Here is a 25857-nt window from a genome sequence, read left to right on the forward strand (position 1 = left end):
GCTATCCTACAGGTATCTTAGGATCAACGATGCTGCCCGTTCTGCTCGCTCGGAGCTGACCACCAGCAGTTTTTATGATGTTCTGAAGGAGTATTGGTATGCAGATTGATACCGCGCAGTTTCCTCTGGTCTGGACGCGATTCAACGCGCCGGGCACCGATCCCGACGCCTCGCCTTTTGCCGAGTTCGAGGCATTGCTCGCCCGCAAGACCGTCTTTGTGTTGCTCAACGACGAGGGGCTTGATAAAGGCGATCACGAACATGCGCCGGATGAAATGAAACAAACATCGCGTTGGATGAAAAATCATAAGAGCGAATTGAAAGCCTTCGTGAAAGCAGCGATCTACATCGAGCCGAATATCGCCAAGCGAATGGCAACGAAAGCGTTCGCCTCAGTATATGAGAAGTTCTGGGGTTATCCCATGGTCATGGTTGCGACCAAAGACGAAGCACTGGCGCTGGCTCAGAAGTTCTTAGCAGACGAGACCTGAAAGATGAACTGGTGCACAGAGCACCGAAGCCTCTGAAATTGGATACAAAGTCATCCTTGACAGCATCGTCGTTTATCATACTCCGTGTGCTAGACGTTGCGATTGCCCGAACTGTTGAATGAGTACATTCGAACTTCGTCCCGAGCAAACCAGCCTAGCCTTTCATAAAATTGTTGGGCATTCACATTGTCGTTATACACAAATAAGTGAGTTTTTGGGACACCAATTTTAGCTAGCGAACGGACTGCTTGGTCAACTCACTCACGACCGAGCTTCGCCCACCAAAGGACTATCACTTCGTCATAGTCCGCGATTTCCATTTCACGAATTTTTACCACGTGACTCTCCTTGCGTATACGCTTGTCATGCTACCTTTTCGCCATTGGGTGGTCTGGGTTTAATTGAAGAAGGTCCCACAAGTTTCCATACAAATCTTCAAACACGGCTACCGTGCCATAGTCTTGTTCAGTTGGCTCTCGGACGAAGTGAATACCAATCGATTTCATGCGCTCAAAGTCACGCCAGAAATCATCAGTATTTAGAAACAGGAATACTCGACCACCGGCTTGATTACCAATGAAATCATGCTGTTCTGGCTTCGAGGCTTTGGCAAGTAACAATGTGACACCATGAGAGTTTGGTGGCGCGACAACCACCCAGCGTTTGTCTTGTGCAGGTTGATAAGTATCTTCAATCAGTTCAAATTTGAGTTTGTTTACGTAAAAATCAATTGCTTCATCATAGTCTTTTACAACCAAAGCAATATGAACAATGTTCTGTTTCATCGTATTCCTTATTAAAGATTTTGACCGGTAGTATGATACCCCAATCAATTGCGCATTGCGCTGGGACCAAGCGGTTGAAAAACACGAAAAGGCAACCGCGAAGCTTAACTGTATCAATTGCTTTGATTTGTGATGATCACGTCACCGACGTAACGCTAACCAATCCCTTTCACTTGGCATCGTTTCAAATTGCGGAAGACCATCGTTTATGAACCCCACATCCCAGTTTGCATGAGATCCAACATAGACATGAGCGACAACTTTTGTATCCACCGGCTCGGACAGCAAACCAGCAGGCACCCAGTATGAATCACCATTCGAGCTGATATTGGGTACCGGACTACCACACTGACAACAAAAATCAGATTTAAAACCCGAGTGAGTAGAGAACGACCTGATTTGATGCTCGCCGCTACACCAATTAAAATTGGATACCTTAACTATCAAAGCTGAGTTTGATGAAGAACCCGACACTTTGCGACACAACGAACAATGACATTGATAAATGGGTGGTAATTCGCCTGACAACTCAAACGAGACCTCTCCACATAAACAGTTTCCTTTCAATTGAATGATTCCTTGTCAATGAGTACGCATAACGCCAAGCTAAGCGCTGCCGCATTCAACGTCCTTGCTTGCGCTTTTTGTATGCTTACTTACGTAAAAAACACCCAGCACCATACCGACCGTCAAGCCGAGAACATGGCCTGGCTTCGGATAATGAGCGAAAATAACGCCCGCAATAAGGTGTGCCCCGTTGAACCAGCCAAGCGCACCGAACTTTAAACCAAAACTGACGAGTGTAACGCATCACCTTGATTGCCTTGTTAGCTGGCTATGCCGAATTAGCATTGAATGCATTGGCATTGTTGCATTTAAACTCAAAGTAATGTGTTGCTATCTTTTCCATTCATAACGGATATTTGTACAGTATTGGGAAAATCCTATCTTCTTGTACATCCCGAACCCTTTATTCGAGGACTGGAGAATCGCAACCTTATACCCGTCATTAAAAGCATCTTTTAAGATAACATTCATCATATTTCGACCAATACCTTTTCCCCTAAAGCTCGGTATTGTTGAGACCCAATAAACACCAACGACCCCGTCGCTATAAAAACAACTAGCAGTAGCAACAGGCTGACCATCATATAAACCTAAATAACTTTTCACAGGATTTTTAAAACCTGCATCCATTAGAATTTTTTTATAGATTGGCCTAAGTTCATGGCTTAATTGAAAACCTTCAAACAAAGTAATGACCCAATCTTCTAAACCTTCCTCAGTACTCACTTGTTTTACAGTTAATTTTTCTAATGATTGTGGAGGAAATTCATGACACGCAAGATCGGCTGCCATCCCCGGATTTTCAGAAGAAACCTTTAGCCCCTGAGATACAAGTATTTCCCCTAAGTTTTTTGGACAACTTGAGGACCACACTTTCCAACAGAAGCCATCCTTTCTCGACTCTAAACTGTCCAGCATGTCACGAATAAGTGTATCTGGGTCATTTGGGTTAATTGTGGTTTCCAAAACCCCATTAAAAATTGGGATAGGGTGGGTACTTTCAATCCGGATGAATTGCTCATTGTTTTCTAGTGTAATAACACCTGACTGGGCCAGAAATAAATCATAAGAGAGTTGATTTTTATCGATCAACTTGGATAAACGCTGAGGTTCAAAATCTTTAATAGAATACATACTTTCTCTCCAAGTTAATCTAAACAGTACTACCATTTCATTTAACGATTGCCGCTTGTCGCTCCTGCCAGCTAACAGTGATTAGACAGCATCCCGCCGTATAACATCCCAGCATTGTGCTGTATAACACAACTTATGATATTAGAACATTGTTGTCTATCTTGCTGAAAATAAAAACAAAATGATGCATAAAATATGAGATGGGGGTAGACATTACAGCACTGTGCTATCGAATCTGGCGCTCGTTCTTTTATCAGTGAACTTGAACGATCTGTTCAGGATAGAATTCTCTTCTTTTCTCGGCAGAGAAAATCAATGATTCAGCCAAACAATGTCCAAAACCCGACGATTCCTGTCAACTTCTGTTCAGATATGATTCACAAACCCTTCTAGCATGAATGTTCCCTTTCCTAACCTATGGACAGATTCAACATGCTAGCCACACCATCAGACAAATATGTACCCGCACCGGTCATTCGTTTTCCGCAAAGAACTTGGCCGTCAAAACAGTTAGAACAAGCCCCCCGCTGGTGCTCGACCGATTTAAGAGACGGCAACCAATCGTTAGCCAACCCAATGAACATCGATAAAAAATTGAAGTTTTTCCATCATCTGGTGACATGTGGATTTAAGGAGATTGAAGTAGCATTTCCGTCTGCATCACAAACAGATTTTGACTTTGTCCGCCAACTGATCGAAAACGCATTGATTCCTGATGATGTCACCATTCAGGTGATTACCCAATCCAGACCGGACTTAATTGAAAGAACCATTGAGTCACTGCTCGGCGCTACCAAAGCCATTGTTCACTTATACAATGCCACCGCACCGGCTTTCAGAGAAATCGTGTTCAATCAAGACAGACAAGCGACATTAGCGCTTGCGGTCAAAGGCGTGCAGCAGATCAAAGCATTATGTGAACAGCATCCTGAAACACAATGGACACTGGAGTATTCACCGGAAACCTTTAACTTTACCGAGCCGGAATTTGCCCTTGAAATCTGTCAGGCCGTCGCCGAAGTATGGCAGCCTTGTGAGGCTCGCCCTCTGATTATTAACCTGCCAACGACTGTTGAGCGTAACACCCCGAATGTGTTTGCCGATCAAATCGAACACTTCATCCATAACTTGCATTCATTGGCGCATGTCACCATCAGTGTGCATCCGCATAATGATCGGGGCACGGGTGTTGCCAGCGCTGAACTGGCGATGCTTGCCGGTGCGACGCGGGTTGAAGGCTGTTTGTTCGGCAATGGCGAACGCACCGGAAATGTTGATTTGGTCACGCTGGCCTTAAACCTCTATTCACAGGGGATCGACCCGCAATTACGCTTTGCCGATATGCAAAAGACGGTTGAACTGGTTGAAGAGTGTAATGAACTGCCGGTGCACCCGCGTCACCCGTATGCGGGCAGGCTGGTGTTTACTGCGTTTTCCGGATCACACCAGGATGCGATCAAAAAAGGATTCGCCCGCTATCATGCACAGCCACACGGCCACTGGAATATCCCTTACTTACCTATCGACCCGATGGATCTGGGGTGCAATTATGAAGAAGTCATTCGAGTCAATAGTCAGTCAGGTAAGAGTGGTGCCGCATGGCTATTGCAAGAAAATCACGGCTTGGTGCTACCGAAGATGCTTCAGGTTGATTTAAGCAAGAGAGTGAAAAATCATACTGACAGGACCGGCAGTGAAATGAATATTGCACAGCTATGGCAACTGTTCAGAACCTCATATGGGTTAGTCAGTCAGCCTTTGATGAGCTTGCAGCACTATCACAGCCAACCGACAGCGGACGGACAAAAGATTGAGGCGCAGATTCGTTACCGCGACCAAGTAATCGTCTGTGTCGGTAGTGGTATCGGGCTGATGTCGGCCTTGTTAACCGGATTAATGCAGCTGTTTGATTGCCAAGCCAATGTGGTGGATTACCACGAGCACACACTGGGCACGCAAACCCACAGTAAAGCGGCCAGTTATGTTCAGCTTCAGTCCGCGATGTCTAATGTCAGTATTTTTGGGGTCGCGATTGAAGAGGATGCCACCAAAGCGTCGTTACAGGCATTACTAAATGCCTATGCGCAACTTTTGCCAGCTCACGATGTCCATCGATAAAACTATCGATGATGCATTAGCGAGCCAATGGCATTACCGGCGGACAATATTCACTCGGAGACAGCCCGGTGCGGCTTTTAAACATCGCGCTAAATGCACTCGGACTGTCATAACCAATTGCTAATGCCGTATCTAGCACACTACAGCCGCTGGCTAACAGTTCCAGCGCATGGAGTAATCGCTTCTGACGTAACCACTCGGTAAAAGTTAACCCCAGTTCTTGCTGAAATCGGCGTGATACCGTCCGCTCGCTTTGGCCGAGCGATTTAGCCGCATCTGAAGCGGTCCACGGATGAGAGAAACGCTCGGATATGTTACGGCAAAGCATCACCAACGCTTCAGAACTCGGATGAGGAAGATAAAAATCAATCGGATCCAACCGGCGTAACTCGTCCAGAATCAATTCAAAGATGCGCTCTTCTCTTGTTCCTGCCATACGAATATCGGGCAGAGAAACCGCCTCCACAATTAAACAGGTCAACAACGGGGAGACCGTTGATAACACACAAGTATTCGGCAGATCCGCTCTTGCCATCGGATCGACAAACAGCGTGCGAACACGAACCTCACCGGTAATTCTGAGGCTATGGGAAACACCCGCCGGGATCCACAATCCCTTATTGGCGGTCACCACCCATGATCCCGTTTGCGTATCCACGCGAATCACACCATTGAGTGCATGTAAAAACTGGGCACACTGATGCTGATGAGGCGCTTCAACATCCCCGTGCACATAATTGTGTGCATAGGCAATAATTGGCGGCCCTAACGCTTCGTCACAAAATTTCATCCATCATCACACTCATCCAGCCCTGTCTCGCAGTATTTAAAGCCGATCACGAAAGGGTTGTCAAACTCGGCCGTGTGCATTGGACGCAACAAAAAGCATGATGCGATACGTCAAAGTCAGTGCCTCAATGAACATTCCGTTAATAACCATATCTATTTTCAAGCAACATATCGCATAACCGCAAATCACCCACCTTTAAGACTGTGATTGATGAACAATTGCAGATAAAATTTTCATTTGAGATGTTTATTTAAATTCATATGAATGCGGAAAATTGTAACACGATGCCTGTGGAAAAGAAGGGGAATTTTGGAGATGTATCAATGCCCGGTTCGACAACAGGCCCAGCTTCATTTCCGTGGACGGTGAAAGCTGCGATGGTGAAATAAAGGATGAAATGACGGGAGAATCGAAATGGCAAAAGGTGCAAAAGTTGGTGATATGGGCAGCGATCACGATGGGTTTCCGCCAACACCTATCACATCAGGCTCACCCACAGTGAAATTTGATGGTATCCCAGCAGCGCGTGTTGGCGATCCGTTGGCACCTCACGACAAACCGAAACATCCACCCCATGCAAGAACAATTGCTTCCGGCTCATCGACGGTGATGATTGATGGGAAGCCAGCCGCGATGTCTGGATGCTCGGTCAATTGTGGCGGAGTGGTGAATGTCAGCGGTGGTACGGTCAATATCGGCAATCGCCCTGGCGGGGATGCATCCAGCATATCTGTAAAACCGTTGGCAAAAATTGAGAGTCGCACCCATCAATCGCCATCTCACAACACTGCACAGCATTCATCCGGTCAATCCGATCCCAGTTTGGCTTCAAACGTAGTTCAGGGAGGCTGCTACACGCGTACAATCAAAATCAATCCAAAGAATATGTACTGGCCGGATTATGGATTATCGCAAACAGTAGAAATTGTCTACGAGCAGGAGACGATTCAATTCGCGGTACTTGCTCCCGATGAATGGCAAACCTTTTTTGACAGTCTGGATGCAGCAAAAACAATCAAAGAGACGGCCACGGGATTATACAACGCCCGAGAAACCGCCAAGGCATTAGGTGGTTTAGGTGCCGTGGCCTTTATCAAAGAAATTAATGGTGTCGAGTATTTGATCCTAAAAAACTATGACAAATGGCAACAGACTTTGCTGCACGGCGGTGTATTTAAAGCCAACCATGAAAGAGTGGTTAAACTCGGTCTTGGCGCATTGGATTCAACAAAAGGCATGGTACGATACGTCAAAGTCAGTGCCCCTATGGAAATTCTTGTCGGCTCAGCCATCAATGTTCTTCAGGTTATCGTGAACGATGAATATACATTGAGAAAGCTTGGTGTGGATGAAGCAAAATTATTTGTTCATGCAATCGCTGTTGCAGGACTGGCTCTTGGCCTTGGGATGACTTTCCCTGCGTTTGCAGCAACAGTCGTTGGTCGACTAACGTTACTTGTTATTTCTAGTGCGACTGTTTGGGTTGCCGACAAGTGGACTGATTTTGAGAAGAAACTTGTCAATAAAGTATTGGAGAACTCTGAGTGACTAAATGGATTCTATTGATAGTAATGTCTATTTTCTTCTTCGTGCTAGGAAGCGGCATTTTTTTCCATTTTTATTTACAGCCATTTTTTACCAGTGAATCAGAGATAGTGTCAGCAGATCCATTTACTTTCATGGCTTTTATATTCGGGGGAAGTGCAGGACTACTCATGTTAGCGCCACTCAATACATGTTTCCGACTCATTTATAAACGGGAGATTAATATTAAAATGCTTTGTGCAATCCCCCTGTTAGCTGGCTGTTTATCCGCTTTCCTTAATTTTCAGATATATCAAAAAATTATAACGCCACAAGGATTGATTGAATGCCCGAAAAAATCGGGTTACAAAAAGAACTTACTCAGGGATTATGTAAAAAACATTCAGCAGTGTGAAAAGTTCTAATTGAGTGGTGATCGACAATGTTCAACTCAAGCACCATCTCAATTGGCATCATTCCCCAGCCGCGCCTGACACAGCCGTTCCACCAGTGCTTGTAGTTTCTCCACTTCACTTTGTAAATAGGTCAGCTCTTCTAAGGTGATTTCATAATGCATTGAATAACGCGCATCGATATAGGCGCGTTGCAGACGGCGGAAACTGCGGCGGTGGAATTTATCGTCCATCGGGAAAATGTCGGCAAACGCGAGATCCTGACCGGCACAGTATTTTTTCAGCTTTTCAATATTATGCGTTTTCGGCAGATAGTTGGTCAGCACCAGTAAGGTACAGGCAAACAAGCGTTCGACAGATTGGTGGAGCTGGAAAGCTGCGTTACTGAGCCATTTCTTATCAGATAAGGCCTGACTAAAGAAATGGAAAAACTGCTGTGCACTTTCAAACCAATAATCATAATGCTTTTGCGCAATTTGATGCATTTCTGTTTCACTCAAATTACCCGGCTCGGCCAGCGCTCTTGGTATCGCGGCAAAGATTTCTATCCCTTCCTGACGGATATCCTTAAAAAAGTAGTGACCTTGCCGCAGTTGTTCATTGACTTCCTGCCAAGTGTGAACAATCAAACCTAACGGCGCACTTTTCACTTTACGGTCGATCTGTTCTTCTGCCCGACGCCAGATTAAATCTTCTTCCACCAGTGCGGGCTGATTCACAATCACCAAGATGTCATAGTCGCTGACATAACCATTCGGAATATCACTCACCCAACCGCCTTTGGCATGGCTACCGAACAGAATGATTTTCAGGATCTTGAACTCAGACTTACTCCCCTGCTTGTTGGCGATGAAATCATCCAACGTATCGCGCAGAATGGTCGAAATCAGCCCCAGCTCGTGCTGTTTTCGTTCAGGAAGGTGGTCGAGAGCAGTCCTCATATTGAATGATTTTAACCAGTTAGCCGATAATGCCCCTAGTGTGGCGAGGTGCCGGACAAATGTCTATGCCTTTGTCCGGTGTTAACCGGAGTAACGATTTAAATCTGCGAGTCAGGACAAAATATGGTTGATGGTGGCGAGTTGGGGAATGGGTCAAAAAATAACAATACAACCGAGAGCGACAAACACCCTCAGAAATAAAAACGTGAATTAGCGCATATGCAAAAGGGTGGTCATTCATCACGTAATAAATAATAATAAAACGCATATCAAAAGACTGAACAGTAGGCTACCTAGGTTCCATGAAAATTGAATGTCCTCATTGTCACACTGACAATAACATCGAGTTTGCCGAAAACATTACTTGTAAAAAGTGTGAAAAGAATTTTAAAGGCTTCAAATTTAGCAAGCGCAAACTTGTGTCAGCGAGTACCGCTTTGCTCCTTGGTGCTGTTGGTGGATACAAGGTAAACACAGCTTTAGATAAAGAACGTTATCCATTAGAAGTGGAATATGCCATTGTCGATACCTGTATTAACTCGTCAAAAAATATGGTGTCAGTAAGATGGTATGAAAGTAAGCGAGAACGATGTTTATGTGCGCTTGCCGAAACAGAAAAATCCGTTTTGTACTCCGATTATAAATCGGATCAAAAGCTATTCTTGAGTAACTTTAGGTTAAACGCCAAAGATTGCTCATAGATACATAATGAGAGGCAGCGATTGCTGCCTCTCATTATGACTAGCGTTTGGGTGTGTTACCACGACCTTTACCTGACGGATTGCCAGTTTTACTTGGATAGTTAGGATTTTCTTTGGTCATGTTTTGCGCTTTTGAATCTGGCTTTTGGTTATTAGCAGCAGCACGTTGGGCGCGAGCAGCGAATGAATCCTTATCTATTTGTCCACCATTTTGTTTTGCTTGATTCGCTTGAATACGAGCAGCGGCTTCTGGGGTCATTGGTGCTTTGTTTTTAGACATAATATTTTCCTTTTCGTTAATTGAATGCTTGTCTCCGCTGAGACCATCGCATAGTAACTAATAAGGTAGGGACAAATGGGGACAGCTCAAAAACAGAAACAAATTCGAACCATGTTGGATGCGTTAGGTTGGAGTCATAAGCAACTCGCGGACATACTGTATGAGGAGCTTCAATGTCCTGAGTATGAAGATATGGACAACATTCCTCCCGAAGAAAAACGCAAATTTCGTGAGATTATCAAGAAGCAGTTACAAAGAGAATCTACTCCAGAAAGTAGGCTTGAACAATATGTAAAAGTAATTTCTGAGCACCCAGATTTTATTGCATTAAGGCTAGATGTAGTGCTTCCAAAATATATTAACCATCGATGCTTAAGTGATAACTCGCTTGCAGAGTTAACAGACATATCCAGTTGGTTGGATGATGAGCATAGTCTTTAAAAAACGGATATGTTTTATCTGGATAATATGATTTAGCACTTTATTTATAGCTTTTGTTAATTAACGGGAACATAGAATGTACAAAGGACATTGGTATGATGTTGTGGGCAAGGAGAGAACAGATCTCAGAGCTATGAGTCTCGATTTCAGCTCTCTTAAGTTGGCTATAGATGAAGTAATGAACGTATTACCTGATACTCGGTTAATCGTTATGAACGAGAGGTTAGATTGGGGTTTAATATCTATTGAAGAAACAAAGCGAATGTTAATCTGTAGGGACTAGATAGTTATCAAGACAATCTAGCTAAAACGATCTTTGTTGCTTTCCTCACTGTTTTCTTTATAAGCATCTGGTATCATAATAATTTAATGATACTAAAGAGGAAATTTACATGACGTGCAGTTGTTGTAATAAAAGTTTGAACATAGGGATGATACATAAGAAAGATCCCCATACAGGCCAAAATTTTAAGTCCTGTCCTCATTGTTCTGATGCAAATGGCGTGGAGCACGTTTTCCATCCATATCCATCGTCCTTTGGTAAAACACCTGCTAGAGTGACCGCCCGAAACCCTGAAGGATACCAAAGCTACTGTATAGATTGTCGTCGACTAGATAGGGGTATGCAATCTGAAACCTATATGAATGGTAAAACGTGCAGTAGTCTTGTATAGAAATCTGATGAATTTATTCCAAAATGATGCAGTTAAATGGTTGTCAACGCTCGATACAGCGAGCGTTGATCTATTAATAACCGATCCCCCTTATGAATCTTTAGAAAAACACCGAAAAATTGGTACAACAACTCGACTTAAGGTTAGTAAGTCGTCAAGCAACCAATGGTTTGAGATATTCCCTAACGATAGGTTTGAAGAGTTACTTAGTGAGATCTATCGTGTGCTTAAAAACCACTCTCATTTTTACCTTTTCTGTGACCAAGAAACTATGTTTGCCATTAAGCCGATTGCGGAAAAAGTCGGATTCAAATTTTGGAAACCGATCATCTGGGACAAGGTTAGTATTGGTATGGGCTATCATTACCGCGCTCGACATGAGTACATATTATTTTTTGAAAAGGGTAAGAGAAAACTCAATGATTTAGGAGTACCCGATATATTAACCCATAAGCGGGTATATAGAGGATATCCAACTGAAAAACCAGTAGACCTTCTTGAAGTTCTCATAGCTCAGAGTAGTCGAGAAGGAGAAATGGTAGTTGACCCATTTTTTGGTTCAGGTTCAACCTTAGTTGCGGCTAAAAATTTGAAAAGACAATTTAAAGGGAATGATCTTTCTCCCTCAGCTCATGGACATCTTCGCCAACGTACTGACTTTGAGACCTAAAGGCTGACTAGATAGAATGGCAGAATTATATTTATTATCTTTTAGGCTCCACTTAAAAAATTAGTTCTTCCGCCTAATCCAACTTCGCCTGAAATTTCCCCGGTGTTTCACCGAAACGCTGACGGAACACCTCAATATAGGCGCTGACGTTGTGATAGCCGCTCCGCTCGGCAACATCGCTGATCGGTAAACCCGCCAGCAGCCACTTCAACGAGATGACAATCTTGGACTGTTGACGCCATTGGCTAAAGGTAAGCCCTGTTTGTTGCGTAAAGATACGGCTCAGCGTACGGACACTCATTCCCGCCCGAGTTGCCAATTGTGTTTGCGTTAAATCGGTGGCAGGGCAATGAAGCAGTTCATCAGCGATATGACGGGCACGCCGGTCTGACGGTAATGGCAAGCCAATCGGCAGCATATTCAGCATCGTGATTTCATGACCGAGTAATGCCACCAAATGCGAAATATAACTCGGTGAATAATCATCACTATCATTTAAGCAAGTGGCCCTTTGCATCAGAGCACTCAGAAAAGCGTTCACCCCGTAAATTCCCGGAGATTGGGGAAATGCAACCCCATCAGCATTATCCAAATACAGCATATACCCTTGCACCGAGGCTAATATCTTTGCCTTGTGGGCACAATTTTCGGGGATCCACCCCACGGAACCGGGCGTTATCGGCCATTGGGCAAAGCTGGTTTCAATGATAATAATACCGCGTTGTAACCAATAGAGCTGACCGGCTTGGTGCGCATGCCAAGGTGTCTCATGCATTTGCACATGATTGAGCGTTTTTACATCCATCTCTTTTGATCCCCACACAATGACCGGTTAGCCGTATAATATGGCAAAGTAACGATAATCATACAAATAACGATGCATGTATAGTGTCTTGACCAACCAGCACAGAGGTCAATATCGATGCACATTTGTCAATTTGTTGTTCATGCTTTAGCAGAGGTCATCACGAGCCCAACACATGAAGAAAGCGTCATTAGAAAATATTTTTCTCCGAATTATCATCAGGTTGTGAATGGCCAACATCTGGATTTCAACCACTTTCTTCACCATATGGCATTACTCAAACAAGAAGCGCAGCATATCGCTCTCACTCTGATTGCTGCCGCTTCAGAAGGCGATACGGTTTTGACTCACCATCAGGTGAGTGCTGAAAAAGTGGATGGTACGACGGTGTCATTTGACGTGATGGCACACTTTACCGTCACTGGTGGTCAGATCATTCGCTGCGAGGAATTAACCCGCATGCTCAAAGGTGCCGAGAGTGATCAGGACTTAAGTTGCAGACATTGATTCGTCGTCAGTCAAATAAATGAAAAGGGAGCCATTTCGCTCCCTTCTCTTTTATCTCCTGCACCCATTAACATGATCAGGGTTCTGTGGGGATCACCCAGCGTTTTTACGCTGCCCTACCAGAAGTACACCGCGATCAGGGTGAGCAGAATAATACAGGCAATATTCAAATAAATACCGGCCCGCATCATCTCCGACTGCTTGATATGACCTGAGGCAAACACAATGGCGTTGGGTGGTGTGGCAACCGGTAGCATGAATGCACAGGATGCAGCGACCGCGATTAATACCGAGAGCAATACGGGTGAAATACCAAACGCTTCAGCGACACTGGCAAAGACCGGAATCAATAACGCTGCACTGGCGGTATTACTGGCAAACTCCGTCAGAAAGACCACAAATGTCGCGATGATGACCACGATCCAGAGGATCCCGAGCGTTGAAATCATGCTACTCAATTCATGGGCAATGAAGACACTGGTTCCGGTCTGCTTGAGGACATTACTGAGGCAAATACCGCCACCGAACAGCAATAACACCCCCCAGTCTGCGGTTTTTTCAATTTCTTTCCAGTGTACCACCCGGGCGAAACTCACCAGAATAATCGCACTAAGTGCGATGATGGTATCAAATGATTTGAATCCGCCCAGCATGGCGTTGATTGGTTTACTGAATATCCAGAAAAACACCACCAGCGCAAAAATACCGAGCGTCACAACCTTGCCTTTATCCCAATTCACCGGTTCATGGTTCAGTTCAAAATGACCGGACAAATCAGGCTTAAGCAACAGATAGAGAATCCCAATCATTACCGGCAGCATCACCACTGTCGTTGGTAAGCCAAATTTCATCCAGTCGGTAAAGGTTAACCCGACTTGGGCGGCGGCTATCGCATTCGGTGGGCTACCGACGACAGTCGCAATCCCGCCGATACTGGCACTATATGCAATCCCTAATAAGACGAATACATAAGTCTTGTGGCCTTTGTCTGCATCGACTTTACTCAGGATACCCAGCACCAATGGCAACATCATCGCAGTTGTCGCGGTATTACTAATCCACATCGAGATGACCGCAGTGACGATAAACAGCATGAAAACCGCAACACTCATTCTGCCTTTCGCCATCAAGAGCACCTTATCGGCAACCACTTTATCCAACCCTTGCTGGTGCATGGCTGCGGCTAACGCAAAGCCCCCCAGAAACAGATAAATAATCGGGTTGGAAAAGTAGCTCAGCGCGGTGGTGGTATCAAAAACACCGAACAATACCGAGAGCACCGGCACCAGAACAGCAGTCACCGTCACATGGAGCGCTTCGGTTAACCACAGCACAGCGATGAAGGCCAGCAGGCTAATCCCCAACACCACATCAGGTTGAAACGGTAAGTTAAAATAAAGCAACAGAAACAGCACGATATCGGCCAAGATAATGATACTATTACGGTTTAGAAACCATTCTCGGGTGTTTACGGGGAGAGGGACATTATCGTTTTTATTCATTAGACTTCCTTTTATTTGGGCTATGTTGAACCTCAACAATCCGGACGGAAAAGATCAGTGAGATGACCATCCATGACAAGCGGTTGTGAGTTTATTATTGAATCAATTGCGCAATAAGCAACATAAACAATTAATGACATAAGACATACCTTGGTTCTGTTACGCGAGTCAATAAAAGCAGTTATCCCCGTAAAAATGATAATAATTTGATTCATTGGTTAGTACTTTAGTGATCATGATGCAGAGATGAATCAATCATCGCTTTGCATACCAATCAGGAACGTTATGGATTTACTACTACAACAACTGCAATTTTCACTGTCGGTTACCGGCCCGATCTGTCTGATGCTCTTTTTAGGGATTTACTTTCGTCGCAGCCAGCTTATCGATGACCATTTTATTGAAATCGCATCGCGCCTTGTATTTAAAGCCACGCTCCCGACGCTACTCTTTCTGAGTATTGTCAATTCCCCGCATGATGTGACCAGCGGTGGCTCATTGGTTCTCTATGGCGTCATCTCTAACTTTGCTTTTTTCCTGTTGATCACACTGGTGGTCAAATATTATTTCAAGCGCGAGGCCGATCAAGGGGTGATTATTCAAGGCGCTTTTCGCGGCAACAGCGGCATTATCGGGCTGGCTTTGATTGCCAATGCATACGGATCTGACGGTTTGGCACAGGCCGCACTGTATGTGGCAGCGATCACGCTGCTCTTTAACGTGCAGGCGGTTATCACGCTCACCCCAAAAGGCAGCCAGTCAGGGATGAAGGTTCTGGTGATGGTGGGCAAAACCCTGACCAAGAACCCGCTGATCATCTCGATATTATTGGGGCTCGGCTTCTCTCAACTCAATCTGACCCTGCCGGATGTTGCCAGCACAGCCGGACAATATTTCGCCAACATGACGCTACCATTGGCACTGATTTGCGGTGGTGGCTCGCTGGATATCCGTCAACTCAATCATGATAAAGCACCTGCCTGGTCAGCGACCGCGTTCAAACTACTCGCCTGCCCGATTCTGATCACCTTCGGTGCGTGGCTCTGGGGGTTCCAAGGTGCAGAGCTAGGGATTATCTATTTATGCAGTTCCGCACCGTCCGCTGCTGCCAGCTATGTGATGGCACGCGCAATGGGCGGTAATGCGACTCTGGCCGCCAACATCATTGTACTGACCACGTTATTGTCGCTGTTAACCACCACGCTTGGTGTGTTTGTATTGTCATCACTGGCGCTGATCTAATCGGCAAAGTGAAGCGAACCGACAAACAGGCAGTCTGCACAGACTGCCTGAATCGTATTTGGTGGTTACAGATTACAACAAGTTTGCCGGAGAATACTGATCGGTTAAAGGCCGGGCGGAACGATCCCAGTCCACCTTGGTGGACATCAATGACGGGAATCGTTCGATCATGACATCATAAGGGGCTAACGACTTTGCTAATGGCTTCGCACGCTCTCGCATCACTTGCGGGGAGGGCAGCGGCTGTTTGCCATTACCGACAATGATAATCCGGTTACCGTAGTTTTGTTCCTGTTTCATTTTAAAATTAAAGAACGGGCCAAACACCTGACGATAAGTCTCGGATTCATGCGCATAAAGCTGACTGGACGACCAAGTGTTTGCTACCAACACCCCATCCTCAGTCATCAGTCGTTGCACTTCTTGTAAATATTCCCGAGTCATTAAATGCTCCGGAATATAGTCACCGGTAAACGCATCGAGAATAATAAAGTCATATTTTTTCTTGCGGAGAATGGCACGTTTGACAAACACACGCCCATCCGCAACGGCTACCGAGGTGTGCGGCGTTTCTTTAAAGTGAAAATAATCCCGCGCTACTTTCACGACCCCCGGATCTAGCTCCACCACATCCAATTCAGCATCTGGGTAGAGCTGGGTTAACACATTCGGAATCGAAGCCCCTCCCAGCCCAATCAGCAGTATCCGCTGCGGATGAGGATTCATGAGTAACCCGCCCATAACCATCTGACTGTATGAATACACCAGCCGGTGATCGTGCTCGTCTTGATACTGACAAGTCTGCACACTGTCGCCTTTCACTAACGCAAAAACCAGACAACGCAAGCCATTTTTCTCAACCACCGCAATATCGCGATAAAGCGACTTCTGGGTATAAATCACATCACTCTGAGCAGAAAAGCCAGTCACGAATAACAACACAGGCAGCCAGATACGTACCGATAGCATCTTCTTCAACATCACTTTAAGCCTCTGCAACCACTCGGGGAAACCGGACATAGAATGCAACCACGCCTCCGGCACACAATACCCCGATCAAACTCAATAGAATCGTATTCACTTCAAACCACAACACCAGATAGAACGACGTCGCGAGCGTCCCCAATGCGCTGCCCAAAGTCGAGACAAAATAGAGCTTACCGGCAACCTGCCCGCTACGCCCGGAGTCACTGACGAGCAAACGGATCGAATAAGGCGAGATCATCCCTAAAATCAAAGTCGGCAGGAAAAACAGCAGCATAGACGCGACTAATGAGCCATAACGCGGGTCCTCTATCCGGATGAAAACCTGTTCCATAACGGTTTCACCCCAGAACACCAGCGGGAGTAAAGTCACGGCACCACACAGATAAAGTAAGCTGAATTTACGCAAAGAAGGGCAATGCATCGACCACTGTCCGCCCAGCAGATAACCGGCCGACAATGCCACCATAAAAATGGTGATAATACTGCCCCACACATAAATACTGCTGCCAAAGTAAGGCGCCAGAATTCGCCCCCCCATCAGCTCGACCGACATGATGCAAAAGCCGCTCAGAAAAGCGAGTAAAAAAATAAACCGATTCTTCAACAATCCATTGCCAAACGTCATATGATTCCTATTGCGATTACAAGATTAAAAATTCGCCACTCTCATAATATTTGCAGGAATCATTCATATAGCAAGTCGAATCATCAATAATCACTGTGCGGAAGACACACATTTCAGAATGGTATTCAATCAACCAGAGTGTTAATTAATCAATGCGCGTGGCATTTAATAAAAATAGTAACCAATTTTGAGATAACTGGCACGAATGTGCTCGATCAACAGCCGGATCTTATTCGGCGGCTGACGGGTAAACGGATAAATCGCGTAGACCCCAAGCCTTTTACCGACTTGCATTGGGAATAAATCAATTAATGTCCCATCCTGTAAATCCGGGTACACCAGACAACGTGGCAGATAGGCAATCCCATAGCCGCTCAGCGCCGCCTTTCTCAGTGCAACCGCATTGTCACTGGAAAAACTCCCCGACACTTTCAACAAATAGTTGCCATCCGGACCTTTAAATTCCCAGTCACTGGCACCGGTAGACTGATATACATATTGCAGGCAATTGTGATGGACCAGATCTTCAGGCCGATACGGCATACCCGCCCGGGCAATATAACTGGCCGTTGCACACACCACCCACTGTGAATCAATAATGTGTCGGGCAATTAAACTGGAATCATTCAGTAACCCGGTCCGAATCACCAGATCATAGCCTTCACCAATCGGATCAACAAAGCGATTATCCAGCGACATATCTACCGTCAGCCCCGGATGCATCTGACAAAACTCGGCAATCGCCTCTGCCAATAGCAATTCACCGGAAATCGTCGGTACTGACATACGGATGTGCCCACTGAGGTTTTCACCATATCCGGCTACCGCATCAAATGCTTCCTGAGTGGCTTGCTTCACATTTTTAGCACCTTGTAGCAAGGCTTTTCCCGCTTCCGTCAGGGTAAGTTTGCGGGTTGTCCGGTACAAAAGTTGCGCCCCGAGCTCTTTTTCCAGACGCGCAATACGTTTACTAACCACTGAATTAGTAAGGTTATTTTTCTCAGCAGCAAGACTAAAACTACCCAGTTCAACCACAGAAGAAAATAAAATCAGATCGTCAGCTCTCATTTAATTATGTCAATTTTGGAATCAATCATTTTCATTATTTCCATATATCCACAAAAAATAAAGCGCTAAATTCACACCGACTTAACAAAAACACCATAAATAAAAACAAATTGTAGCTCTGCCCGTGTGACCCGTGATCGTGATACATGAAGCGTCGCCATCTCACATGGCTCATGCTACAAACAAGGAAGTAACCCAATGCGTGAAACATTATTAGCCTTACTGGCATTTTCTCCGATTGTTGTCGCGGCAATCTTGCTCGTCGGTTTGAACTGGCCGGCAAAAAAAGCGATGCCTATAGCATTCGGTCTGACGGTGGTGATTGCTTTATTCGGCTGGGATATGTCCGCCAATCGAGTGCTCGCCTCCGTATTACAGGGATTAGGGATCACCGTTTCTGTCCTCTGGATCGTCTTCGGTGCTATTTTTCTGCTCAACACCCTCAAACACAGCGGTGCTATTACGGTGATTCGCAATGGCTTTACCGATATCTCGCCGGATCGACGTATTCAGGCCATCATTATTGCCTGGTGCTTCGGATCTTTTATTGAAGGCGCTTCCGGCTTCGGCACCCCCGCCGCCATTGCAGCACCGTTACTGGTTGCGATTGGTTTCCCGGCACTGGCAGCGGTGTTGATGGGGATGATGATTCAATCGACCCCGGTGTCTTTCGGTGCGGTCGGCACCCCGATTCTGGTCGGTGTCAGTAAAGGACTCGATAATCACCATATCAGCCAGCTACTGGCGGAACACGGGTCCAGTTGGGAGAGCTATCTACAACAGATCACCACCAGCGTTGCACTCATCCATGCCACCGTCGGCACCCTGATGCCGGTTCTGATGGCCATGATGCTGACGCGCTTTTTCGGCAAAAATAAAAGCTGGACCGAAGGATTAGATATTCTGCCATTCGCTCTGTTTGCCGGACTGGCCTTCACCATTCCTTACGCGCTGACCGGCGCACTGCTCGGCCCGGAATTCCCTTCACTGATCGGTGGATTAGTCGGGCTCGCAGTCGTCGTCACTGCGGCGAAAAAAGGATTCCTCGTTCCCCGTTCTGTCTGGGATTTCCGCCCTGAGCACGAATGGCCTAACGAATGGCTCGGCTCGCTGAAGATGGATCTGAGCACCATCCGCGCCAACCCGATGAGCCTCACCTTAGCGTGGACGCCTTACCTGCTCCTTGCCGTGATCCTCGTCGCAAGCCGCGTCAGTCCTGACTTCAAGGCACTATTACAGAGTCTCAACCTCTCATTTGCCAACATTCTCGGAGAAGTCGGTGTCAGTACCTCATTTCAGCCATTGTACTTACCCGGAGGGATTCTGGTGTTTGTGGCATTGATTGCCGTTCTGATTCAGGCCAGAAACCCGACGCCGATGATCCGCGCCCTTGGTGAATCAAGTAAAACCCTGATCGGTGCAGGATTTGTGTTGGTCTTTACCATTCCGATGGTCCGGATCTTTATCAACTCCGGTGTCAACGGTGCTGATCTGTCCAGTATGCCGGTGACCACCGCTGATTTCGCCGCCGGACTGGTTGGCAATGCGTTTCCGGCGTTAAGCGCAACGGTCGGTGCACTCGGTGCCTTTATTGCCGGTTCAAATACCGTTTCCAATATGATGTTCAGTCAATTTCAGTTTGAAGTGGCCCACACGCTTTCGGTTTCAAGCGTGATTGTCATCGCCTTGCAAGCCGTCGGTGCCGCTGCCGGTAACATGATTGCCATTCACAATGTCGTCGCAGCATCAGCCACCGTCGGCCTGTTGGGCAGAGAAGGTGCAACCCTGCGTAAAACCATTATCCCCACGGCATATTATCTGGTGGCAACCGGATTGATCGGATTACTGGTGATTTATGGATTTCATGCCACAGACGCCCTGATGAACTCAGTCTGACCCCTGAGAATTCACCACTAGAATTACGAATCGGCCATCACTCTTCTTTCCAACCGACATTCCCCCAACGTCGTGTTTCTTTGAGTGTGATGGCCTTATCTACTCATGCATTCACTGGAGAGGCTTATGAGAATTTACCCAGCGAAACCAGACAAAGTCTATTTCTACGCGACTTGTCTGGTGGATCTATTCGACCCCGATGCGGGGCTCGATGCCATCACCCTGCTCAAGCAGCAAAATATCGAAGTCATTTACGTTGAAAAACAGACCTGCTGCGGCCAACCGGCCTACACATCGGGCTATGATGATGAAGCCAAATCCGTCGCGCTGAGCCAAATCGCGCTGTTTCCCGAACCTTATCCCGTGATTGTGTTATCCGGCTCTTGCGGCGGAATGATGCATCACCATTATCGCCGCCTCTTCGCAGGCAGCGCGCAGGAAACCATGGTCAATGCCTTCTGTGATCGGGTGTTTGAATTTACCGAGTTTCTGGTCCATGTCTGTCGCGCCAAACTGCAAGATCACGGCCCGGACACATCAGTGGTAATGCATACCTCGTGTGCCGCCCGACGAGAAATGAATGTGCATGTCACCGCCACTCAACTGCTCAATCAACTTGAGCACGTCGAACTGAAAATACAAGACTATGAAAGCGAATGTTGTGGCTTCGGCGGCACGTTCTCTGTGCGCCACCCGAACATTTCTCAAGCCATGGTGGAAGATAAAACCCATCATCTCAAAGCGACACAGGCCGATCATCTGGTGAGCGCCGACTGGGGTTGCTTACTCAATATCAACGGTGCGCTGGAGTTTCAGCACCAGCAGGGCAAGACGACCACCATGCAAGGGCGTCATTTAGCCAGTTTCTTACGCGCAAGAACGTTACCTAAGCCAACACAGGAGCAATCATCATGAATGACTCTCCGCAACAATTTCATGCCCAGGCCAAAGCAGCGCTTGATGATGCCCAGCTCCGCGCCAATTTTCGCGGAGCGATGGACTATCTGCAAAGCAAACGCAAAGCCGCATTCGCCGACCCGCAAGAAGAAAAACAGACCCGGGATCTGGCACAAGCGATCCGTCAGCGTTGCCTGAGTAAACTGCCGCAACTCTTAGAACAACTGGAAGCCAACTGTCAGAAAAACGGGATTCAGGTGCATTGGGCTGACAATGCCGCACAGGCCAATACCATGATTGCCGGAATTGCTGAACACCACCGGGCGTCCCTGATGGTCAAGGGTAAGTCGATGGTCAGTGAAGAGATAGAACTCAATCATGAAATGGCTAAGCACGGAGTGACCTGTCTGGAAAGTGACATGGGCGAGTACATTATTCAGCTCGACGGTGACAAACCTTCACATATCATCATGCCGGCTATTCATAAAAATAAGCAGGAGGTCAGCGACACGTTCCGCGATAACCTGCCGGACTTTCAGCCCACCACCGATGTCGATCGTTTAATTGAGACCGGACGCGCCCAGCTCAGGGAAAAATTCCGCACTGCGGATATCGGTTTATCCGGTGTCAATTTTGCCGTGGCAGAGACCGGCACGCTGTGTCTGGTCGAAAATGAGGGCAACGGCCGGATGTCCACCACCGTGCCGAACGTCCATATCGCCATCACCGGCATCGAAAAAGTGGTGGAATTTCTCACCGATGTGCCCCCGTTATTCAGTGCGTTAACCCGTTCCGCCACCGGTCAGACGATCAGTACCTATTTCAATATGATCACCTCCCCCCGTCGGGCCGGTGAGAAAGACGGCCCGCAAGAAGTCCATCTGGTACTGCTCGACAACGGGCGCAGCCAAGCCTATCGCGATGAAGAGTTACGCAAAACGCTGCAATGTATCCGCTGTGGCGCCTGTATGAATCACTGTCCGGTTTACACCCGAATCGGCGGTCACGCCTATGGCACTGTCTATCCCGGTCCGATTGGCAAAATTATTTCCCCGCATCTGATGGGGCTCGAAGCGACCCAAGATCTGGTCACTGCATCAAGTTTGTGCGGCGCTTGCGGCGAAGTCTGCCCGGTTCGGATTCCGATTCCCGACATGTTATTGCGGCTGCGCCGTGAAGCAAAACATGCGCCAAAGCCCGGCCTCGAAGCCATGCGCGGTCAGAAGTCGGCTTATAAACCCACCGAAAAACTCGCGATGCGTAGTTTTGCGTATTCTGCCACCCACCCGACCATTTACCGGATCGGGACGCGCCTTGCCGGACAGATGAGGCATTTGATTCCGGCCAAGCTGGGTCCGTGGACGCAGTGCCGAACCGCGCCGAAACCGGCTGCCAAAACCTTGCATCAATTGATGAAAGAACGCGCTCGCCAGCCACAAAAACAAGGAGAATCGTCATGAACCACGCCAGACAGCAGATTTTCAGCCGCCTCAAGGCTGCCCAACCCGAGCCTCTGGAGAATGGTTCGGCTGAGCTTGCCCGCGATTTTGCTCATCACCACTTCAGTACAGATGAAAAATTAACGCACTTCACGACTGCACTAACAGCAAACCATGCGCAGGTATTACCGATTGAACGACTACAATTGATGAGCACCCTTCATCAATTATGCCAAGACCACGGTTGGCAACACGCGGCGATCGGTACCAGTAGCCAGTGGCATCATGATTTTCGTCAAGGGCTGGAGCGCATTCAGATCACCGAATATCAGCAGACCATCGAGCAGTGGAAAGATGATTTATTCACCACCATTGATGTGGGCCTGACCGACACGCGTGCCGGTATTGCCGACAGCGGTGCACTGGTGCTTTGGCCGGATATCCACCAGCCACGCACCTTGTCACTGGTCCCCCCTTGTCATGTGGCCGTAATCCGTCAATCGACGCTGTTTAACAGTTTTACCGAACTGATGATCGCGCAACAGTGGCATCAACAGATGCCAACCAATGTCGTCTTGATCGCCGGCCCGTCCAAAACAGCAGATATTCAGCAGACGTTAGCTTATGGCGCACACGGGCCACGGGAGTTAATTGTGATTGTGTTGGTGGATGAGTAAGTTTTCGGAGGATTGAGGTTTGGGGCGCGGTTACTTTTGTCGATTTCAATGATATTTTCGACAGCGCCCCTGTTCCTTTTGATAGATGCTTTTGATAAGTGTCAATGGAACCAAAAGCATCTTTTTGGGTTCAGTGCGCGTTATCAGGGGCGGATTGATTTAGATCCTGCTCAGCTCTTTTGTTAGAGAATTGCTTAAAATTCATCCATGCATTTTACCCTGAGAGCATCGTTCAAGTTAGCTTTAAAAATGTTTCTCTCAACTCAAATCAACCACTCAACCAAGAAAATCATTCATGGAAGAATGATTAAGCTTTTCCGGGCAGGACGCCCGTAAAAGCTGGTTCTGGACAACGCACGACCAAGCCCAACAAAAAAGATTTTCTGGTTACTCTTGCATCTTGGCAAGAGTAACTGGCGCACAGAACACCGATGCTTCTGAAATTGAGGAACGCAATTGTGCGTCAAATTTCGGAGCCGAAGGCTGGGGAGATGAATATTGTGGCGCTGTTGTTTGGTGCGCAATGAGTTTATTAGTTTCTGCGGCATCTGATGCACGCGCCCCAGGTACTTTTGGCGTTCCAAAAGAACGCTTTAGTTCGTGGACGCTGGCCGGGTCGCTTTTATTCGCTCCTGCTCACGAAAAGCTTAAAATTCATCCATGAATTTCACCCTGAGAGCATCGATCAATTTGGGGGTTGGGATGCAAATATGGCGAAAAATTAACTATTGACACCATACTCGTCTGTTAGTGCGTACTTTTTACGAATGCATTTTTGCGTGAGCCCGGAGCTTTTTTAACGCCCAATCATAGTGGCTTGGCATCGCAGATACACAGTAACTTCCTAGCGTTGTTGTGCCCGTCCAATCGAAATACTGTTTAGTGAAAAGTGCCTCATTAGTAAAACTTTTAGCTAACTCGAGTGACGCTTTATGACTTTCCTGAACCAATTGCTTTGCTGCCGACAACTCTGTTTCTTGGTGCTTTTGCCAAAATTCAATGTTCATTTGGCCGTATGTTTTCCAATTATATGGTTCAGGTAGAAAACTTACCTTCTGTCCCGCCATGTTTGAATTAACCCACTTCAGTAACAACTGATGCCATTCGTACAGATGTATCAATACATCTCGCAGGTTTCGGTCGCGAGCCCAATGTAATTCCTTTTTACCCTTGTCACTGGAAAAATCAAACTCAGTATTTAACACACTTTCAGGCATTGAATCGATATACCGAAATAGCTTTGTAAAACTCTCATCAGCTTGATGAATTAACTCTTCTTTAGTCTTCGGTCTTGCCATAACAAACCCCGTTCATCGTCTACAGATAAGCACTAACAGTTTATTATATAGAACCACTCTATAGGAATACCTCTGTATAACCTGCTGTCATCCAATAAAATACTTCACATAATCTTATGAAAACACGTATGAAAAATATCAGTAAAACATCATACCAAGCAGAAATTACAGCTCTGTACCGTCTAACCTGCGCACAATTGATTCACCCACGCTACCGCCATATATCCTCTTATCATATATCCCGAATAAGCACCTAAACACGCTACATAGCATTGAATAGGTTACAGAAAACATCCAGAAATAATTGGCTGAGATATGACATTCTTTGATGTAGGTAGGGTTTGCAATAAATTGCAGTGTTTTAACAATCAGTACGGTGTGATGTAGTGACTTAGTATGCCCGAACTTCATCTAACAAATCGGCCTGAAAAATATTCCCCCCAACTCAAATCAACCACCCAACCAAGAAAACCATTCATGGAAGAATGGTTAGGCTTTTCCGGGCAGGACGCCCGTAAAAGCTGGTTCTGGACAACGTGCGACCAAGCCAAACAAAAAAGATTTTCTGGTTCGTCTTTCATCTCTGAAAGATGAACTGGCGCACAAGACACCAATGCCTCTGAAATCGAAAAACGCAATTGTGCGTCAAATTTCGGGGCCGAAGGCTGGGGAGATGAATATTGTGGCGCTGTTGTTTGGTGCGCAATGAGTTTATTAATTTCTGCGGCATCTGATGCACGCGCCCCAGGTACTTTTGGCGTTCCAAAAGTACCCAAAAGAACGGTTTAGTTCGTGGACGCTGGCCGGGGCGCTTTTATTCGCTCCTGCTCACGAAAAGCTTAAAATTCATCCATGAATTTTACCCTGAGCTCATCGATCAATTTGGCTTCGCCTTAAAGAGATTTCACCCAATTCAAATCAACCACCCAACCAAGAAAATCATTCATGGATGAATGATTAGGCTTTTCCGGGCAGGACGCCCGTAAAAGCTGGTTCTGGACAACGCACGACTCCATCAAACAAAAAAGATTTTCTGGTTCGTCTTTCATCTCTGAAAGATGAACTGGCGCACAGAACACCGCAGTTTCTGAAATTGAGGAACGCAATTGTGCGTCAAAATTCGGGGGCGAAAGCTGGGAAAGCGGTTAGGGATTTCCGAGTAGGATATATATCCCTGAAGCCGAAAAATTAATTACATCATATTTCAGTACCAAAAACTAAAATAATAATATCACTCTAAATAATTCATAACATGAATATTTTAAACAATAATCAGCATGTGAAATTATCGCTATTTTCATCCAGCCATCATATTGATAAAAACAATATTAGCAACATATTACCAATTTGTTGTTTACAAAATAATATACAGGTGATAATTTAAT

The 25857-nt window shown here is 46.3% G+C and carries 26 protein-coding genes and 2 pseudogenes; 14 read left to right on the plus strand and 14 right to left on the minus strand.

The genetic code is table 11. The annotated features are described in order from the left end of the window. Window positions 1–98 precede the first annotated feature (98 nt). Complete coding sequence (locus BSQ33_RS19645) at window positions 99–491, plus strand: hypothetical protein (RefSeq protein WP_088135034.1); 393 nt, start codon at window positions 99–101, stop codon at window positions 489–491. A gap of 89 nt (window positions 492–580) precedes the next feature. Here BSQ33_RS19645 and BSQ33_RS22085 read toward each other — a convergent pair. The 4 genes and pseudogenes from BSQ33_RS22085 to BSQ33_RS19670 form a co-directional block, all read right to left on the minus strand. After that, window positions 581–748 (minus strand): annotated as a pseudogene (locus BSQ33_RS22085) (GNAT family N-acetyltransferase); the annotation flags it as partial. A gap of 111 nt (window positions 749–859) precedes the next feature. Further along, the gene (locus BSQ33_RS19655; protein WP_074374373.1) at window positions 860–1276 is read right to left on the minus strand and encodes a VOC family protein; all 417 of its coding nucleotides are present in this window, start codon (window positions 1274–1276) and stop codon (window positions 860–862) included. 141 nt (window positions 1277–1417) lie between these two features. Beyond that, the gene (locus BSQ33_RS19660; protein WP_232471998.1) at window positions 1418–1750 is read right to left on the minus strand and encodes a GFA family protein; all 333 of its coding nucleotides are present in this window, start codon (window positions 1748–1750) and stop codon (window positions 1418–1420) included. A gap of 423 nt (window positions 1751–2173) precedes the next feature. Further along, entirely contained in the window at window positions 2174–2977 is an 804-nt protein-coding gene (locus BSQ33_RS19670) for a GNAT family N-acetyltransferase (RefSeq protein WP_157721456.1), read from the minus strand. 432 nt (window positions 2978–3409) lie between these two features. Between BSQ33_RS19670 and leuA the strand changes: the two genes are divergently transcribed. Further along, a complete protein-coding gene (gene leuA, locus BSQ33_RS19675) occupies window positions 3410–5095 on the plus strand; it encodes a 2-isopropylmalate synthase (protein WP_088135038.1) in 1686 nt (561 codons plus the stop codon). A 16-nt stretch (window positions 5096–5111) separates the two neighbouring features. Here leuA and BSQ33_RS19680 read toward each other — a convergent pair whose 3' ends face one another. Then, complete coding sequence (locus BSQ33_RS19680) at window positions 5112–5885, minus strand: AraC family transcriptional regulator (protein WP_088135039.1); 774 nt, start codon at window positions 5883–5885, stop codon at window positions 5112–5114. A gap of 414 nt (window positions 5886–6299) precedes the next feature. Here BSQ33_RS19680 and BSQ33_RS19685 point away from each other — a divergent pair. Further along, a pseudogene (locus BSQ33_RS19685) lies at window positions 6300–6584 on the plus strand (type VI secretion system PAAR protein); the annotation flags it as partial. An 845-nt stretch (window positions 6585–7429) separates the two neighbouring features. After that, window positions 7430–7834, plus strand: coding sequence for a hypothetical protein (locus BSQ33_RS19695; RefSeq protein ID WP_088135040.1), 405 nt, complete (start codon window positions 7430–7432; stop codon window positions 7832–7834). A gap of 38 nt (window positions 7835–7872) precedes the next feature. Here BSQ33_RS19695 and BSQ33_RS19700 read toward each other — a convergent pair whose 3' ends face one another. Beyond that, complete coding sequence (locus tag BSQ33_RS19700) at window positions 7873–8763, minus strand: HEPN domain-containing protein (RefSeq protein WP_088135041.1); 891 nt, start codon at window positions 8761–8763, stop codon at window positions 7873–7875. Between the two features lie 302 nt (window positions 8764–9065). On the opposite strand from BSQ33_RS19700, the gene BSQ33_RS19705 reads away from it, so the two are divergent. Next, complete coding sequence (locus tag BSQ33_RS19705; protein ID WP_088135042.1) at window positions 9066–9464, plus strand: hypothetical protein; 399 nt, start codon at window positions 9066–9068, stop codon at window positions 9462–9464. Window positions 9465–9504: 40 nt separating this feature from the next. Here BSQ33_RS19705 and BSQ33_RS21710 read toward each other — a convergent pair whose 3' ends face one another. Further along, complete coding sequence (locus BSQ33_RS21710) at window positions 9505–9744, minus strand: hypothetical protein (protein ID WP_157721457.1); 240 nt, start codon at window positions 9742–9744, stop codon at window positions 9505–9507. 75 nt (window positions 9745–9819) lie between these two features. Between BSQ33_RS21710 and BSQ33_RS19715 the strand changes: the two genes are divergently transcribed. After that, window positions 9820–10185, plus strand: coding sequence for an elongation factor Ts (locus BSQ33_RS19715; protein WP_088135043.1), 366 nt, complete (start codon window positions 9820–9822; stop codon window positions 10183–10185). Between the two features lie 681 nt (window positions 10186–10866). Next, window positions 10867–11529 carry a DNA-methyltransferase gene (locus BSQ33_RS19730; protein WP_198298202.1) on the plus strand — a complete coding sequence of 221 codons (663 nt, stop codon included), beginning with the start codon at window positions 10867–10869 and terminating at the stop codon, window positions 11527–11529. Between the two features lie 73 nt (window positions 11530–11602). Here the strand turns inward: BSQ33_RS19730 and BSQ33_RS19735 are convergent, their stop codons facing one another. Next, entirely contained in the window at window positions 11603–12334 is a 732-nt protein-coding gene (locus BSQ33_RS19735; protein ID WP_088135046.1) for an AraC family transcriptional regulator, read from the minus strand. 117 nt (window positions 12335–12451) lie between these two features. Between BSQ33_RS19735 and BSQ33_RS19740 the strand changes: the two genes are divergently transcribed. After that, complete coding sequence (locus tag BSQ33_RS19740; protein WP_088135047.1) at window positions 12452–12841, plus strand: nuclear transport factor 2 family protein; 390 nt, start codon at window positions 12452–12454, stop codon at window positions 12839–12841. Between the two features lie 116 nt (window positions 12842–12957). Here BSQ33_RS19740 and BSQ33_RS19745 read toward each other — a convergent pair whose 3' ends face one another. Beyond that, window positions 12958–14343: an SLC13 family permease gene (locus tag BSQ33_RS19745; protein ID WP_088135048.1), complete on the minus strand. Its 1386-nt coding sequence runs from the start codon at window positions 14341–14343 to the stop codon at window positions 12958–12960. Window positions 14344–14628: 285 nt separating this feature from the next. On the opposite strand from BSQ33_RS19745, the gene BSQ33_RS19750 reads away from it, so the two are divergent. Beyond that, the gene (locus BSQ33_RS19750; RefSeq protein ID WP_088135049.1) at window positions 14629–15585 is read left to right on the plus strand and encodes an AEC family transporter; all 957 of its coding nucleotides are present in this window, start codon (window positions 14629–14631) and stop codon (window positions 15583–15585) included. A gap of 72 nt (window positions 15586–15657) precedes the next feature. Here the strand turns inward: BSQ33_RS19750 and BSQ33_RS19755 are convergent, their stop codons facing one another. From BSQ33_RS19755 to BSQ33_RS19765, 3 genes are all read right to left on the minus strand, one after another. Next, complete coding sequence (locus BSQ33_RS19755) at window positions 15658–16566, minus strand: spermidine synthase (protein WP_232471999.1); 909 nt, start codon at window positions 16564–16566, stop codon at window positions 15658–15660. A 4-nt stretch (window positions 16567–16570) separates the two neighbouring features. Continuing rightward, the gene (locus BSQ33_RS19760; RefSeq protein WP_088135051.1) at window positions 16571–17197 is read right to left on the minus strand and encodes a fused MFS/spermidine synthase; all 627 of its coding nucleotides are present in this window, start codon (window positions 17195–17197) and stop codon (window positions 16571–16573) included. 165 nt (window positions 17198–17362) lie between these two features. After that, on the minus strand, window positions 17363–18265 hold the full coding sequence (locus BSQ33_RS19765; protein ID WP_088135052.1) for a LysR family transcriptional regulator: 903 nt from the start codon (window positions 18263–18265) through the stop codon (window positions 17363–17365). A gap of 198 nt (window positions 18266–18463) precedes the next feature. Between BSQ33_RS19765 and BSQ33_RS19770 the strand changes: the two genes are divergently transcribed. The 5 genes from BSQ33_RS19770 to BSQ33_RS21715 all read left to right on the plus strand — a co-directional run bounded on the left by BSQ33_RS19770 (window position 18464) and on the right by BSQ33_RS21715 (window position 23838). Further along, on the plus strand, window positions 18464–20161 hold the full coding sequence (locus BSQ33_RS19770) for an L-lactate permease (protein ID WP_088135053.1): 1698 nt from the start codon (window positions 18464–18466) through the stop codon (window positions 20159–20161). Window positions 20162–20287: 126 nt separating this feature from the next. Then, on the plus strand, window positions 20288–21076 hold the full coding sequence (locus tag BSQ33_RS19775) for a (Fe-S)-binding protein (RefSeq protein WP_088135054.1): 789 nt from the start codon (window positions 20288–20290) through the stop codon (window positions 21074–21076). Continuing rightward, the gene (locus tag BSQ33_RS19780; protein ID WP_088135055.1) at window positions 21073–22518 is read left to right on the plus strand and encodes a LutB/LldF family L-lactate oxidation iron-sulfur protein; all 1446 of its coding nucleotides are present in this window, start codon (window positions 21073–21075) and stop codon (window positions 22516–22518) included. The genes BSQ33_RS19775 and BSQ33_RS19780 overlap by 4 nt, the downstream gene beginning before the upstream one ends. Continuing rightward, the gene (locus BSQ33_RS19785; RefSeq protein WP_088135056.1) at window positions 22515–23174 is read left to right on the plus strand and encodes a LutC/YkgG family protein; all 660 of its coding nucleotides are present in this window, start codon (window positions 22515–22517) and stop codon (window positions 23172–23174) included. The genes BSQ33_RS19780 and BSQ33_RS19785 overlap by 4 nt, the downstream gene beginning before the upstream one ends. Window positions 23175–23574: 400 nt before the next feature. Further along, on the plus strand, window positions 23575–23838 hold the full coding sequence (locus BSQ33_RS21715) for a hypothetical protein (protein ID WP_157721458.1): 264 nt from the start codon (window positions 23575–23577) through the stop codon (window positions 23836–23838). A gap of 97 nt (window positions 23839–23935) precedes the next feature. Here BSQ33_RS21715 and BSQ33_RS19790 read toward each other — a convergent pair whose 3' ends face one another. Both BSQ33_RS19790 and BSQ33_RS21720 read right to left on the minus strand, forming a co-directional pair. Then, window positions 23936–24472 carry a ClbS/DfsB family four-helix bundle protein gene (locus BSQ33_RS19790; protein WP_072955553.1) on the minus strand — a complete coding sequence of 179 codons (537 nt, stop codon included), beginning with the start codon at window positions 24470–24472 and terminating at the stop codon, window positions 23936–23938. 407 nt (window positions 24473–24879) lie between these two features. Next, window positions 24880–25248, minus strand: a complete 369-nt coding sequence (locus BSQ33_RS21720) for a hypothetical protein (protein WP_157721459.1) — start codon at window positions 25246–25248, stop codon at window positions 24880–24882. Between the last annotated feature and the right edge of the window lie 609 nt (window positions 25249–25857).

The organism is Vibrio gazogenes, assembly GCF_002196515.1.
Lineage (GTDB): Bacteria > Pseudomonadota > Gammaproteobacteria > Enterobacterales > Vibrionaceae > Vibrio > Vibrio gazogenes_A.

What these genes read in the sequence shown, in the direction of transcription:
- BSQ33_RS19655 (WP_074374373.1), bottom strand. Translation starts at nt 1,276, where the DNA reads ATGAAACAGAACATTGTTCATATTGCTTTGGTTGTAAAAGACTATGAT.
- BSQ33_RS19755 (WP_232471999.1), bottom strand. Translation starts at nt 16,566, where the DNA reads ATGTTGAAGAAGATGCTATCGGTACGTATCTGGCTGCCTGTGTTGTTA.
- BSQ33_RS19745 (WP_088135048.1), bottom strand. Translation starts at nt 14,343, where the DNA reads ATGAATAAAAACGATAATGTCCCTCTCCCCGTAAACACCCGAGAATGG.
- BSQ33_RS19645 (WP_088135034.1), top strand. Translation starts at nt 99, where the DNA reads ATGCAGATTGATACCGCGCAGTTTCCTCTGGTCTGGACGCGATTCAAC.
- BSQ33_RS19775 (WP_088135054.1), top strand. Translation starts at nt 20,288, where the DNA reads ATGAGAATTTACCCAGCGAAACCAGACAAAGTCTATTTCTACGCGACT.
- BSQ33_RS19680 (WP_088135039.1), bottom strand. Translation starts at nt 5,885, where the DNA reads ATGAAATTTTGTGACGAAGCGTTAGGGCCGCCAATTATTGCCTATGCA.
- BSQ33_RS19700 (WP_088135041.1), bottom strand. Translation starts at nt 8,763, where the DNA reads ATGAGGACTGCTCTCGACCACCTTCCTGAACGAAAACAGCACGAGCTG.
- BSQ33_RS19760 (WP_088135051.1), bottom strand. Translation starts at nt 17,197, where the DNA reads ATGACGTTTGGCAATGGATTGTTGAAGAATCGGTTTATTTTTTTACTC.
- BSQ33_RS19705 (WP_088135042.1), top strand. Translation starts at nt 9,066, where the DNA reads ATGAAAATTGAATGTCCTCATTGTCACACTGACAATAACATCGAGTTT.
- BSQ33_RS19770 (WP_088135053.1), top strand. Translation starts at nt 18,464, where the DNA reads ATGCGTGAAACATTATTAGCCTTACTGGCATTTTCTCCGATTGTTGTC.
- leuA (WP_088135038.1), top strand. Translation starts at nt 3,410, where the DNA reads ATGCTAGCCACACCATCAGACAAATATGTACCCGCACCGGTCATTCGT.
- BSQ33_RS21710 (WP_157721457.1), bottom strand. Translation starts at nt 9,744, where the DNA reads ATGTCTAAAAACAAAGCACCAATGACCCCAGAAGCCGCTGCTCGTATT.
- BSQ33_RS19790 (WP_072955553.1), bottom strand. Translation starts at nt 24,472, where the DNA reads ATGGCAAGACCGAAGACTAAAGAAGAGTTAATTCATCAAGCTGATGAG.
- BSQ33_RS19670 (WP_157721456.1), bottom strand. Translation starts at nt 2,977, where the DNA reads ATGTATTCTATTAAAGATTTTGAACCTCAGCGTTTATCCAAGTTGATC.
- BSQ33_RS19765 (WP_088135052.1), bottom strand. Translation starts at nt 18,265, where the DNA reads ATGAGAGCTGACGATCTGATTTTATTTTCTTCTGTGGTTGAACTGGGT.
- BSQ33_RS19785 (WP_088135056.1), top strand. Translation starts at nt 22,515, where the DNA reads ATGAACCACGCCAGACAGCAGATTTTCAGCCGCCTCAAGGCTGCCCAA.
- BSQ33_RS19750 (WP_088135049.1), top strand. Translation starts at nt 14,629, where the DNA reads ATGGATTTACTACTACAACAACTGCAATTTTCACTGTCGGTTACCGGC.
- BSQ33_RS19780 (WP_088135055.1), top strand. Translation starts at nt 21,073, where the DNA reads ATGAATGACTCTCCGCAACAATTTCATGCCCAGGCCAAAGCAGCGCTT.
- BSQ33_RS19735 (WP_088135046.1), bottom strand. Translation starts at nt 12,334, where the DNA reads ATGGATGTAAAAACGCTCAATCATGTGCAAATGCATGAGACACCTTGG.
- BSQ33_RS19740 (WP_088135047.1), top strand. Translation starts at nt 12,452, where the DNA reads ATGCACATTTGTCAATTTGTTGTTCATGCTTTAGCAGAGGTCATCACG.
- BSQ33_RS19730 (WP_198298202.1), top strand. Translation starts at nt 10,867, where the DNA reads ATGAATTTATTCCAAAATGATGCAGTTAAATGGTTGTCAACGCTCGAT.
- BSQ33_RS19715 (WP_088135043.1), top strand. Translation starts at nt 9,820, where the DNA reads ATGGGGACAGCTCAAAAACAGAAACAAATTCGAACCATGTTGGATGCG.